This window comes from Ochrobactrum sp. BTU1 (genome assembly GCA_018798825.1).
GTDB lineage: Bacteria > Pseudomonadota > Alphaproteobacteria > Rhizobiales > Rhizobiaceae > Brucella.
In genome coordinates this window covers 366190-378851 of record CP076355.1, presented here as the reverse complement: position 1 = coordinate 378851, position 12662 = coordinate 366190, and the positions used below count along the sequence as shown (strand labels likewise).

Sequence of the window (12662 nt, the reverse complement as noted above, 5' to 3'; positions counted from 1 at the left end):
GTAAATGGCAGAATTGAATGGCGCTCTGATCGGCTGCGGTTTCTTCGCAATCAACCAGATGCACGCATGGAATGACGTTTCGGGTGCCAAAATCGTGGCAATCTGCGACCGCGATCCTGAGCGGTTGAAGATTGTCGGCGACCAGTTTGGCATCGAACGCCGCTACACGGATGCGCAAGCGCTGTTTGCAGATGGCGGCATCGACTTTGTCGATATCGCCACCACAGTTTCAAGCCATCGTGCTTTGGTGGAACTTGCTGCCGCCCACAAGGTGCCAGCAATCTGCCAGAAGCCTTTTGCCAAAACGCTTGATGATGCGAAGGCCATGGTAATGGTCTGCGATGAAGCAGGTATTCCGCTCATGGTGCATGAAAACTTCCGCTGGCAGACGCCTATACAGGCGGTGCGCAAGGCAGTCGACAGTGGCGTCATCGGCACGCCGTTCTGGGGACGTTTCTCCTTCCGCTCGGGCTTCGACGTGTTTTCCGGCCAGCCATATCTTGCAGAAGGCGAACGCTTCATCATCGAAGATTTAGGCATTCATACGCTTGATATTGCACGCTTCATTCTAGGCGATGTGACCACCGTTGTTGCTCGCACAAAGCGTGTGAACCCGAAGATCAAGGGGGAAGATGTAGCAACTATTCTCATGGACCATGAAAATGGCGCTACTTCAATTGTTGACGTCAGCTATGCCACCAAGCTCGAAACCGATCCTTTTCCGGAAACGCTCATTGAAATAGATGGCACCGAAGGTTCGATCCGGCTTTATCAGGGTTATCGCCTTGAAGTGATTACGCCGAACGGCACCACGGTTTCCGACGTATCGCCAAAACTGCTCTCATGGGCCTCACGTCCATGGCACAATATTCAGGAAAGCGTTTTTGCCATTCAGCAGCATTGGGTGGACAAGCTGGAATCTCGCGAAGAAACCTCGACGTCGGGTGCAGATAATCTCAAGACTTTCGCGCTTGTAGAAGCCGCTTATGAGAGTGCCACAAGCGGCAACCGCGTCGACATTACGGCGTTGCTCAAATGAGCAACGTCGATCCTTTCCTGCTCTATGGAACGCGAGAAGCCGAAGCTCAGCCAACGCACCTAAAAGCGGGCTTACTCGGCCTGGATTTAAGCGACGGCAATCTTCGCACCATCACTTACGACGGCGTCGAAGTTCTGCGCGCTGTCTCCTATCTCGTTCGGGATCGAGACTGGGGAACCTATAAACCGGAAATCCATGATCTGAACGTCGAGCAAAACGACAGCGGTTTCATCGTCACCTATCAGGCACGTTGCGAAGGCCCGGATGCGACCCAACTCACCATTGATGTCCGCATTCAGGCAGAGAGTGGCGGTACGCTTACTTTCGACGCCGTAGCGAATACAGCGACAGGCTTTCAAACCAACCGCTGCGGCTTTTGCATCCTGCATCCAATCGTCGGCGTGGCTGGCTCACCTGTAGGCGTCGAACATGTTGATGGCACGCTCAACAAGACCCGCTTACCCGATCTGATCGAGCCATGGCAGCCTTTCAAGGACATGCGTGCGATCACGCATGAGGCCATGCCTGGCGTTACGGCCGAATGCCGCATGGAAGGCGATACGTTTGAGATGGAAGATCAGCGCAACTGGTCAGATGCATCTTACAAAACCTATGTTCGTCCGCTGGCTTTGCCATGGCCTTACCAGATCGAAGCCACCAAGCCCCAGCATCAGCGCATCGTGCTCAACATTTCCGACACGCGCGCGGCGACACTAAATCACACCCGTTATGCGGAGCCGGTGAGCATTACGCTTGGTGACATAAGCGGCAGAATGCCGAATATCGGCATTATCATCACACCGGAAGAAGCCAAAGCAAGCCTCGCCGCAATCGATCTATTGCAGGAGATTGGTCCGCAGGATCTGCTGTTTCATTACGATCAACTGGCAGGGCACAATGGTTCAACCTTTGCAGACTTTGCAGCCTTGGCAGCGAAGCATAGCGGACGCGTTTCGCTCGAAATTGCATTGCCTTGCGCGAAATCGCTCATCGAAGAGACGACAGAAATCGCTTCTGTTATGAAAGCGGCTGGTTTTACCCCGGATGCGGTCATAATTTCACCGGCTATAGATCGGCAATCAACACCACCCGGTAGCGAATGGCCACCCTGCCCGCCGCTTGAAGATGTTTATGCGGCAGCAAGAGCAGCATTCCCGGATGTGCGGCTTGGCGGCGGAATGCTGAGCTATTTCACCGAACTTAATCGCAAGCGCATTCCGGGCGAGCTTGTTGATTTCGTCACCCATTGCACCAATCCAATTGTTCATGCCGCTGATGATCTGAGCGTTATGCAAACACTGGAGGCGTTGCCTTTCATTACCCGTTCAGTGCGCGCGATCTACGGCGACAAGCCCTATCGCATCGGGCCATCGACCATCCCCATGCGCCAGAATCCTTATGGCAGCAGAACGATGGGAAACCCTAATGGCAAGCGCATTGCGATGGCCAATCGCGATCCGCGCCATAATGGTAAGTTCGCGGAAAGCTTCGCATTGGCCTATGCCATATCGGTGCTGAATGCTGGTCTCGACAGCCTTACGCTTTCAGCCCTCACCGGGCCTTTTGGGCTCATTGCGGATGATAATGAACCGGTCGCTATTGGTAACAACCGTCCTTTGTTCAACACTGTAAAAGTGCTTGCACAGCTTGCCGGGAAAAACTTCCAACTGTGTCAGTCCTCGCGTCCATCGGACGTTTTGGCAATGGCGGTAAAAGAGAAAGTCTGGCTGGTCAATATTTCACAACATGAACAAGATGCGGTGGTTGCAGGTAGCAAGACTATAACTTTGCCCCCCTATGGCGTGCAGTTGAGCATGATCTAAAAAAACGGGCCAATGGCCCGTTTTTTTTCATTTAGACACTCGGATACTGAGCGTCCGTCACATGCTCCATCCAGTCAACGACTTTACCGTCGAGCTGCTCCTGCATGGCAATATGGGTCATCGCATTTTTTGGTGAAGCACCATGCCAATGCTTTTCATCTGGTTCGAACCAGACGACATCGCCGGGACGGATTTCTTCAATCGGTCCGCCCTCACGCTGCACCAACCCCAAACCTGCGGTAACAATCAGTGTCTGGCCCAGTGGATGTGTGTGCCAAGCGGTCCGGGCACCCGGTTCAAATGTCACGGTAGCCGCTGCAGCGCGCCTCGCTTCATTGGGCGAAAACAACGGGTCAATGCGAACCTTGCCCGTGAACCAGTCTGCAGGACCCACACTTGATGGCGCAGATCCATTTCTTTTGATTTCCATAGCGTTCTCCTGTCCGTGCATAAGATAGTGCTGCGACATCGCAAAGAAATGGCAAAATGCCGATCTTGAGCGCCCGCCCGGGAAAGTTTGAAACGGTTTTAAGACAAAAATGCGCGTTAGCGGCGTTTCGCTGGCTGATCGCCAAGCTTCATGCCGTGGCGTTTGGAAAGCTCGGCAATAACAAGCTCGAGCTCCTGCGCCTTACGCTCCGCGTCCCAACCAAATTCAACGCTGAGAATGTCGGAGATTGCCGCAAGATTGGCATTCGACAGCGCCCCGTCAATTGCCAGTGTTGTACGTCGCAGAACAACGTCCGAGAGATGCACCACCAGCTCATTTCGCGCAATCCACGCAATTTCCGCACGGCTGATGCTGTCTGTATCGGGCAGAAGTGTAACGCCAACTTTGGCTTCGTCCTGAATGATCGGCAGAGCAGTCGTGCCATAACGCTGCAAAAGTGTCGCGACACGTTCGACTGCAAGCCCGGTTTCCTTGGCATGTTTCGCGACCCATGCGGCGCGTGCGCTCTCATCGGCCGGGTAATCCTTGCCGCCGCCGATGGTCAAAGTGCGGGTTGATTTGAGACGCTCGCGACCAAAGCGCTTGAGTACCGTATCTGCCACTTCTTCCGCGAAACCGCGGAACGTCGTCCACTTACCGCCAACCAGCGAGATGATCGCGAAAGGACGGCCTGCATCCGGCTCAATAACCGGTGCGGAATGATCACGGCTTATAAGCCCCGGCTCCGACGCATTGGAGGCAGGCAGCGGGCGAATGCCGCTATAGGTATAAATGATCTGGCTGCGATCAAATTTCAGCTTCGGCAGCAGCGAACGCAGGCTCTCGATAAAGTAATCGATTTCCTTGTCTTCCGCGAAAACCTCATCCGGATTGTTTGCCGGAATATCCGTCGAACCGACCAGCGCCAGACCATGATAATCATAGACAAGGCAGATACGACCATCATCGGCTTCAAAATAGATCATCCGGCCCTTCAGGCTCTTCACCAGCTCGGGATGATCTACAAGGATATGCGAACCCTTGGTGCCGCCAATCATCTTGGTTTCTTTGCCAAGTGCCGCGTTGACATGATCGATCCACGGACCAGCGGCATTTATGACGATCTTTGGCTTGATCGTGAAAGCAGCGCCATCCGGCCCTTCAAAGCTCACGGCCCCGTCACGGGCTGCAACAATGGAACTGAAATTGGCTGCTGCGCTCTTTGGATTGGCTTTCACGCCGTCGCTGACAAGCTCATAAACCAGACGTTCCGGCTTACTCACCCATGCATCATAATAAATGCCACCCGCCACGATAGACGGCGTCATGTATGGCATTTCCTTCAAGGCACTCTTTTTGAAGAGAAAATTATGCTTTGGCATAACGCGTTCACGCGCACCAAAATAATCGTAAAGACCAAGACCAATCTTGATGAGAACCGCGCCACGGCTGCGCGGTGCTGTAGTTGAGCCGAACAAGGTACGAAGTGCTGCGGCAATACCCTTGGTCCAGGAGAAAACAGGAATAAATGTCGGCAGCGGCCGGACATTATGCGGCGCGTTTTTGAGCAGGATATTACGCTCAACGGTTGATTGCGCCACGAGACCAAATTCTCCGGTTTCGAGATATTTGAGGCCGCCGTGAATGAGGCGTGATGGGGCAGCACTCGTGCCGGAACCAAAGTCGCCCTTATCGACGATGAAACAGCTCACACCCTGTTCACTCAGATCGCGATAGAGACCCGCGCCATTGATACCCGCACCCAGGATGAGCACATCAACACCATCAGCTTCGAGTTGACTAATGCGGTTCTTCATTTGAGCGCTGTTTACGAAATCGTTCATTTCACTGTCTTTACATATTCGGTGCGCTTAGAGGCGCATTGGATTTCAATCCGTCAGAGCATCGATCTTAGGCCACATCGATCCAAGTGCAGATGCGATTTCCTTGAATAGCGCGTAGCGCTTTTCATACTGCTCGCTGCGCGCCGCATCCGGTGTATAAGTCCGGCCAATTGCATCAAGATCACGCGGATCGCTGTAAACATCTGTGAAAACGCCAGCGCCCTTACCTGCACAAAGTGCCGCACCCCATGCTGCCGCCTCATCCGTATCGGTGACCGTGACCGGCATCCCCAGCACATTGGCAAACATCTGCGCAAAAGATGGACTGCGCGACACGCCGCCGGTCAGACGCGCCGCGGAAATTTCAAAACCGCTTTTCAGATGGTCGACATGAATACGGTGGTTAAAGGCAATGCCTTCCCAGACCGCGCGCAGCATATCGCCACGTTCCTGCCAACCGCGCAGGCCGAAGAACGCGCCACTAGCCATCGCACCGAAAGGCGAGCCAAACAGATAGGGATGAAAAAGAGCTGTTGAAGGCTTGGCCAGTGCTGCATCGATTTCCGGGCGAAGCATATCGTGGATCGAGCGACCGGTTTTGTCAGCTTCAAGACGTTCCGCCGGGCAGAGCTTGTCGAGAAACCAGTCGTAATTTGCAGTGGAAGCAGGTGAGATGGACATATTGTTCCACTCTCCCGGCGCAATCCCATTGCGGCAGAACCAGCTCTTATCGACATTGGGCTTAGACGACAGCGTTTCATTGATCGAATAGGTCCCGGCGACAACCGCAACTGTACCAATCTTGAGACCGCCAACACCCAGCGCAGAAGCAGTCACATCATGCAGGCCGCCAACAACAGGTGTCCCAGCAACAAGCCCGGTACGGTTTGCGCATTCTTGCGAAACACCACCAACAATCTCATCCGAGCGCGACATCGGCGGCAGCGCATCCCAAAGTGCTTCAAGGCCGAAAAATTTGAGCGCGTCTTTGGAATAGTCTTGCGTTTTGTAATCAGTGAAAGACGTCGATGCCTCGGTGCGATCAGTGCCGACTTCGCCCGTAAGACAGAAACGCAACCAATCCTTACATGCAACCACATGCCCGATGCGCCCATAGCGTTCGGCCTCATTTTCCTTGACCCAGGCCAGAATGGCGGACGGTGCAGAGGCGTGTGGCAATTGACCGGTGATCGCAATCGACTGTTCTGCGACAGGGCTGTTCAACCAGCGCTCAGCCACATCAACGGCACGGCTATCCAGTGACAGAATGCCTTTACCAAGCGGGCGGCGATCTTTATCGAGCATGTAGATGCCGTCACCATGGGCGGTGGTTGCAATAGCAAGAATATCTGATGCAGGGCGTCCACATTTTGAGAGTGCTTCAGCAATTGCATCTGCAGTCGCATTCCAGAATTCATCCATGTCGCGCTCGACATGGCGAGGGCGTGGGAAGGATTGCGCGACGCGGCGGCGGGCAACGGCAAGCGTCGAGCCATCAACGTCAAATATTACGGCCTTGGTGACGGTCAGTCCGCTATCAATTCCCAACAGAGACGGCATGGAACGTATTTCCTGATATGTATGCGATGAAGTACTGAAGCTTATTCTCTTGTTCCGCCAGAACTGGCGATAACAACATTGATGTTCTGCGCCTGCATGCGTTCAATATGTTCATGTGCAGTCTTGTCATCGACAATAACCACATCGAAATCATTGAGTGCGCCGAAATTGTGTAGCGCCCGGCGCTCGAATTTCGTGTGATCTGTCAACAGCACACGCTTTGCAGCACATTCCAGCATGGCGCGCTTTGTTTCGATCATTTCCGGAGATTGATGGAACAGCAGATCGTCAGTAATTGCAGCGATCGAAATGAAAGCCACGTCAGCACGCAGGCGGCGGATTTCATGGATCGTCATGCTGCCGACGAAGGCGTTGCACCAGTTGTAAAGCTGACCACCAAGACCGAGCAACGTGACATCTTTCATGTCACGCACTTCATTCATCAGGATCAGCGAATTGGTAATAACCGTCAGCGGTCCTTTATCGGCAAGATAGGGAACCATTTGAAGAACAGTTGTTGAGTCATCGAAGAAAATGGCCTGACCGGGCTCTACGAATTGCATCGCGGCTTCAGCGATCAGTTTCTTTTCTTCAGATTGACGCGCAACTCGATAGAGATCGCTTGCTTCAATAAGGCTAGTGGGGGCTGCGGAAACAATACCGCGTGATTTGCGAAACAGGCCGCGACTGACCAGCTCATCCACGTCCCGATGCGCGGTCATGAGGCTGATTGCGAAACGTTCAGTCAGATCTTCGATCCGCACCGATCCTTCCGACATAATCATTTCAGCAATTTGCTGGCGACGAACCATCTGACGTGCATGCCGACTATCGTTCGGCACCTGCTCTGTCATCAAGTTGTCTATGCTTGCTTTGTTGCTTGTGACCATGCTTACCACTCGTCCCCAGCCCGCTCAATAATTGACCGGTCCCGATTCATAGCATCGGTACGAAAAATAGAGAGAGGAGCGCGAGACCAAGCCCGCGCTCCATCTTTCAGTTCTTACTGTTCCAGAACGAACGGAGCAGTGTACTTGTCGACATTGTCCTTGGTGATCAGGAAGCAATCGAAAAGCTGCTTTTCCTGGTCAACGCCGGTCTTACCAGTCTTGATGAAGGTGTCGGCCTGCTTGACGGCAGCTTCAGAGAAGATAGCAACAGGCTGTAGAACAGTGTACTGCAGTTCACCAGCCTTGATCGCAGCAACTGCGTCTGGCGATCCGTCAAAACCACCAACCTTGACCTTATCGAGCTTGCCAGCCTTCTTCAGAGCAGCAATCGCACCGAGAGCCATTTCGTCGTTACCTGAAATAACGCCGATGATGTCTGGGTTTGCCTGAAGAAGAGCCTGCATCTTGTCGTGGCCCTGGGTACGGTTCCAGTTAGCAACGTCCTGACCAGCCTTTACGAGGTCTGGATACTGCGAAAGAACAGTTTCATAGCCGTTCGAACGGGTGGCAGCATTATTGTCCGACGGCGAACCGAACAGCTCAACATACTTGCCTTCTTCACCCACGCTTTCAACCCACTGTGTTGCACCGAGTGCTGCGCCCTGGGCGTTGTTGGAAACGAGCTGTGCCTTCGCGAGGCCTTCCTGGTTGATTTCAGCGTTTACAAGAAACACTGGAATGCCAGCTGCGACAGCGCGCTTGACTGCACCGACCGAACCATCAGCATTTGCCGGGTCGAGAATGATCGCGACCGACTTGTTGGTGATCGCGGTATCGATCAGGTTGCTTTCGGTATTGGTGTCGCCCTTGTGGCCGCCAACAACAGCTGAATAGCCGAGGCCTTCAGCGGTCTTCTTGGCGATTTCACCTTCGGTGTACCAATATGGGTTCGAAGGATCGTTGACCACGATCGAGATCAGACCTTCAGCCCATGCGGTGCTGGCGATAAGCGGCAATGCTGCAGCGGCAGCAAACAGAACGCGCATACCCTTCTTAAACATATCTCACTCCCGTAAAATTATCGTTGAGTTTTGCCGGTTTCCCGGCGTGACCATTTCCAGTGGGCGAGAGTTTCAAGCTAGATCGCCGTCTTGGAAAGTTTTCGCTACCCCCGAAGAACCGGCTCCGCCCGGAACGGTGGACGGAGCCGTAATTATCAACGTCGGGAATATTGAATGCTGTTGAGCAGAACTGCGAGCACGATCACTGCACCCGTAAAGACGGTCTGCCAATAGGACGATACGCCGATGATAACGAGGCCATCGGAAAGGAAACCGATAACAAAGGCGCCGAGAAGCGTGCCGAGAATTGTACCACGTCCCCCCGTAAGCGCTGCGCCGCCGATCACGACAGCAGCGATTGCCGTCAGCTCGTAAGTGGTGCCTGCGGTCGGACCCGCGGACGTCAGCTGCGATGACAGAACCAGACCAGCGATTGCAGCACAGATGCCCGAAATCACATAGACAGAGATCTGCACGCGCTTCACTGGGACGCCCGACAATTCAGCTGCACGTTCATTACCGCCCGAAGCATAGAGCCAGCGGCCAAATGCGGTGCGGTTGAGTACGATTGCAACGATGATGGCGAGAACAGCAAGTACCAGAACGCCAATCGGCACGCCAAAAAGCGTGTTGAAACCGAGCCAGTCAAACCCCGTATTGCCAAGCTCAGGACGACCGCCAAGATTGTTGTAAGTCAGACCATTGGTCATCAGCAATGCTACACCGCGTGCGCAATAAAGCACGCCGAGCGTCGCCACGAAGGCCGGAACGCGCAGATAAGCGATCAGAACACCGTTCACCGCCCCAACAAAGGCGCCCAGAGCACAGGTGATGATGACAACCGCCCAAACCGGGAAATAAAGGATAACACCCAGTTCCGGAATGTTGACGCCCTGCATGAGGAAGCCCGCTACAACGCCCGCAAGACCCAATGTAGAGCCGACCGAAAGATCAATACCGCCGTTGAGGATGACCAGCAGCATACCAATCGCCAGCAAGCCAAAAATGGCCACATGCGAGGACATGATGAGGAAGTTATTGACGGTAAAGTAATAAGGCGAAAGGAACGAAAAGGCTGCGATGATCGCAATCAACGCAAAGAACGCACGGCCTTCGAGCAGCAAATGCACGATGCTGGTTTTGCGCTTTGTCCCGGTGGACGCCGCCTTTTTTTCGTTGGTGCTCGTGACTGACATTCTATCAGTGCTCCATAACTATTTTAGTGACCGACCATGGACTCGCCCGAGGCGGCCATGATCTTTTCCTTGGAGACATCGGAGCCGAATTCGGCCGAGATGCGTCCACGGTGCATAACGATGATACGATGAGCGATGCTGAGGCATTCGCCAACTTCAGATGTCGTATAGACGACTGCAAGCCCGTCCTTTGCCTTTTCGGCCAGCAGCTTGAAGACTTCCGCCTTGGCACCAATATCGATACCGCGGCTTGGCTCATCCAGAAGGATAACCTTTGGCTCTGTCGCCAGCATCTTGCCAATAACGACCTTCTGCTGATTGCCACCAGACAGCGAACCGATTGCGGCTTCGCCACCATCCGTCTTGATGTGAACATTCTTGATCGACTGATCTACGATGTTCTTTTCACGCTTTGTCGAGGTGAAAAGGCCTTTCGTCATTTCGCCAATGCTTGCGAGCGAAAGATTGCGGCCAACTGTCATCGTCTGCACTAGACCATCACGCTGACGGTCTTCCGGCACAAGAACAAGACCCTGATCAATGCGTTGGGCAATTGTGAGGCCTGCGACATCCCTGCCTTCAAGCAGAATGCTGCCCGAATTCGCCTTGAGGCGGCCTGCTACCGTTTCAAGAAGTTCGGTACGTCCCGCACCCATCAGGCCGTAAATACAAACGATCTCACCGGCACGAACATTCAATGACATATTGTCGACAAGTGCGAAGTCACCGGACTTGTCCTGAACCGTCAGACCTTCCACGGAAAGTGCGACATCGCCCCATTCGTAACCGGCCGGAGGCGAACCAAGATCGAAGTTTTCGCCCACCATGTTGCGAACGATCCATTCTAGATCAATATCGGCACGCGGTGCATATGCGGTCATGGTACCATCACGCAAAACCACGGCATGATCGGTGATCTGCAGTGCTTCCTCCAGATGGTGAGAGATATAGACAATCGCCACGCCACGCGCTGTCAGGTCGCGAATGACCTTGAACAGCACCTCAACTTCCGAAGCACTAAGCGCTGACGTCGGTTCATCCATGATCAGAATGCGCGAATTGACCGAAAGCGCACGCGCGATCTCGACAACCTGCTGCTGGCCAAGACGAAGCTCTTCAACAGGGGTTAGCGGATCGATGTCTTCTTCAAGTTCTGCAAGAAGTTCGCGGGTCAGGCGTTCTTCTTCTGCAAAATTGACACCCGTTGCACTGCGAATTTCGCGTCCCATGAAGATATTGTCGCGCACATTCATATTGGGCGCGAGACTCAGCTCCTGATGGATAATCGAAATGCCACGGTCGCGTGCTTCGGTTGAAGAATTGAACACGACCGGTTCGCCATCAAGGATGATCGTGCCCGAAGTTGGCTGAATGACACCCGACAGGACCTTCATCAGCGTCGACTTGCCAGCACCATTTTCGCCAAAAAGCGTTGTGACCTGACCGCGACGGATTTCAAAGTTCACGCCTTTGAGCGCATTGATACGTCCATAGGCCTTAGCGACATCATGTGCGGAAAGAACGACCTCGCCGTGCTTGCCTTCAACTTTGGCTTGAACGGTCATTTTACTTCAAACCCCACTGGCGTAACCAACCAATTTTTCGGGTTGACCAGCTTGAAAACGCCCGTGACTGAAACTGTCTTGCCGACGAGATTATCGACATCGATACTTTCGAGAACCTGCTTCTTCATCTCGTTGTTGAGAGCGGAACCGGCGTTCTGGAACTCAATCTGGTTCTTGAACTGACCAAATTCGATTGTACCGGTTGCATCACGCAGATCGGTGCCATTTACGGCAGGACCCGTCTGAACGCGAATTGCCATGCCTTCAGGGAAACCATCGACCTTGATGACATTATAGTTCGACTTACGTTCTTCGACAGTGCCAGTGAACTTGACCGGGATAACCGGGTTCACGCTGCCGACGCCATATTTCTTACCGGCTGCATCCTTATCGGCAGCAAGTGCGGTGCCAACTTCAACAGCATCCGCGGCACGTTCTTCAACGCTTGCCTTGACCTTTGGAAACTCAGATGCGCCATAGGCATCAGGTGAGAAAACCTGCTGACGCACATCAGCGTCCGAGCCGATCTTCACGACTTTCGTGTCAAATCCAATCGCACCGACAACCACGACCGCAGCGACCACACTCCAGAGGACTGCGCGGTTCAGCTTGGCGGGCTTCTGTGAAACTTGATTAGCTTGTGTACTCATAATCAAACGCCTTCAGCAAATTCTGCCGGATTGTCGTTGTAAAAAACGGATTATGCGGCTGAATTCATACCGCTTGTAGACTGCATTCGCGATAAAGCACCCGACCAGCAGCAGCCAAACGGAAGCCAGAGCAGGTGGATATGGGAGTAACAAATTTATGCATGACGATCCTCCACATAATTCCCTGGCCCCGCCCCTCCGCGCAGCATGGAAACAGATGCGCCGCGACCATATGCTATGGTAGCGACATGTTATCAACTTCAATAATGATGTTATAAACACCTATAACTGTCAATCGGATGTTTTTGTAGCGCCCCGAGTTTCGCACGGCTTCAGGCTAAAAACTGACCATTCTGCCGTTAATTTCACCGCTGCGAATGTTACGCAGAGACTTGGTTTTAAAAGCTATCACCGGCAATACATGGCTTTGCAAAAAATACTATTTCCATTTTTTATCATTGAAAAACAATCATATATACGCAAAAATCACCTCTTTTCTTCCAGCAGAAGAAGCTAATCCATCCACAAAGAAGTTGAGGTTCGACCCGTAATTTTCACCATAATCACCTTTTGGTGAAAAAAAATGCTTACCCACGAAAAATTT

At 53.1% G+C, this 12662-nt stretch carries 10 protein-coding genes; 2 read left to right on the top strand and 8 right to left on the bottom strand.

Annotated elements, in window-relative coordinates; translation table 11 throughout:
- Nucleotides 1–4 precede the first annotated feature (4 nt).
- Together KMS41_13085 and KMS41_13080 are read left to right on the top strand one after the other, a co-directional pair.
- On the top strand, nucleotides 5–1039 hold the full coding sequence (locus tag KMS41_13085; protein ID QWK79853.1) for a Gfo/Idh/MocA family oxidoreductase: 1035 nt from the start codon (nucleotides 5–7) through the stop codon (nucleotides 1037–1039).
- Entirely contained in the window at nucleotides 1036–2862 is a 1827-nt protein-coding gene (locus tag KMS41_13080; GenBank protein ID QWK79852.1) for a hypothetical protein, read from the top strand. The genes KMS41_13085 and KMS41_13080 overlap by 4 nt, the downstream gene beginning before the upstream one ends.
- A 31-nt stretch (nucleotides 2863–2893) precedes the next feature.
- Here KMS41_13080 and KMS41_13075 read toward each other — a convergent pair whose 3' ends face one another.
- The 8 genes from KMS41_13075 to KMS41_13040 all read right to left on the bottom strand — a co-directional run bounded on the left by KMS41_13075 (nucleotide 2894) and on the right by KMS41_13040 (nucleotide 12058).
- Nucleotides 2894–3292, bottom strand: a complete 399-nt coding sequence (locus KMS41_13075; GenBank protein ID QWK79851.1) for a cupin domain-containing protein — start codon at nucleotides 3290–3292, stop codon at nucleotides 2894–2896.
- Nucleotides 3293–3408: 116 nt separating this feature from the next.
- A complete protein-coding gene (locus tag KMS41_13070; protein QWK79850.1) occupies nucleotides 3409–5136 on the bottom strand; it encodes a glycerol-3-phosphate dehydrogenase/oxidase in 1728 nt (575 codons plus the stop codon).
- 45 nt (nucleotides 5137–5181) lie between these two features.
- A complete protein-coding gene (locus KMS41_13065; GenBank protein ID QWK79849.1) occupies nucleotides 5182–6696 on the bottom strand; it encodes a carbohydrate kinase in 1515 nt (504 codons plus the stop codon).
- A 41-nt stretch (nucleotides 6697–6737) separates the two neighbouring features.
- Nucleotides 6738–7586, bottom strand: a complete 849-nt coding sequence (locus KMS41_13060; protein ID QWK79848.1) for a DeoR/GlpR family DNA-binding transcription regulator — start codon at nucleotides 7584–7586, stop codon at nucleotides 6738–6740.
- 113 nt (nucleotides 7587–7699) lie between these two features.
- Nucleotides 7700–8647: a D-ribose ABC transporter substrate-binding protein gene (locus tag KMS41_13055; protein QWK79847.1), complete on the bottom strand. Its 948-nt coding sequence runs from the start codon at nucleotides 8645–8647 to the stop codon at nucleotides 7700–7702.
- A gap of 155 nt (nucleotides 8648–8802) precedes the next feature.
- The gene (locus KMS41_13050) at nucleotides 8803–9843 is read right to left on the bottom strand and encodes an ABC transporter permease (protein QWK79846.1); all 1041 of its coding nucleotides are present in this window, start codon (nucleotides 9841–9843) and stop codon (nucleotides 8803–8805) included.
- A 23-nt stretch (nucleotides 9844–9866) separates the two neighbouring features.
- Nucleotides 9867–11408 carry a sugar ABC transporter ATP-binding protein gene (locus KMS41_13045; protein QWK79845.1) on the bottom strand — a complete coding sequence of 514 codons (1542 nt, stop codon included), beginning with the start codon at nucleotides 11406–11408 and terminating at the stop codon, nucleotides 9867–9869.
- Nucleotides 11405–12058: a DUF2291 domain-containing protein gene (locus tag KMS41_13040; GenBank protein QWK79844.1), complete on the bottom strand. Its 654-nt coding sequence runs from the start codon at nucleotides 12056–12058 to the stop codon at nucleotides 11405–11407. Before KMS41_13040 ends, KMS41_13045 begins: the two co-directional genes overlap by 4 nt.
- Nucleotides 12059–12662 lie beyond the last annotated feature (604 nt).

Bases quoted from the DNA above. Each gene is read 5' to 3' on its own strand.
- KMS41_13085 (QWK79853.1), top strand. From the start codon at position 5: ATGGCAGAATTGAATGGCGCTCTGATCGGCTGCGGTTTCTTCGCAATC.
- KMS41_13080 (QWK79852.1), top strand. From the start codon at position 1,036: ATGAGCAACGTCGATCCTTTCCTGCTCTATGGAACGCGAGAAGCCGAA.
- KMS41_13075 (QWK79851.1), bottom strand. From the start codon at position 3,292: ATGGAAATCAAAAGAAATGGATCTGCGCCATCAAGTGTGGGTCCTGCA.
- KMS41_13070 (QWK79850.1), bottom strand. From the start codon at position 5,136: ATGAACGATTTCGTAAACAGCGCTCAAATGAAGAACCGCATTAGTCAA.
- KMS41_13065 (QWK79849.1), bottom strand. From the start codon at position 6,696: ATGCCGTCTCTGTTGGGAATTGATAGCGGACTGACCGTCACCAAGGCC.
- KMS41_13060 (QWK79848.1), bottom strand. From the start codon at position 7,586: ATGGTCACAAGCAACAAAGCAAGCATAGACAACTTGATGACAGAGCAG.
- KMS41_13055 (QWK79847.1), bottom strand. From the start codon at position 8,647: ATGTTTAAGAAGGGTATGCGCGTTCTGTTTGCTGCCGCTGCAGCATTG.
- KMS41_13050 (QWK79846.1), bottom strand. From the start codon at position 9,843: ATGTCAGTCACGAGCACCAACGAAAAAAAGGCGGCGTCCACCGGGACA.
- KMS41_13045 (QWK79845.1), bottom strand. From the start codon at position 11,408: ATGACCGTTCAAGCCAAAGTTGAAGGCAAGCACGGCGAGGTCGTTCTT.
- KMS41_13040 (QWK79844.1), bottom strand. From the start codon at position 12,058: ATGAGTACACAAGCTAATCAAGTTTCACAGAAGCCCGCCAAGCTGAAC.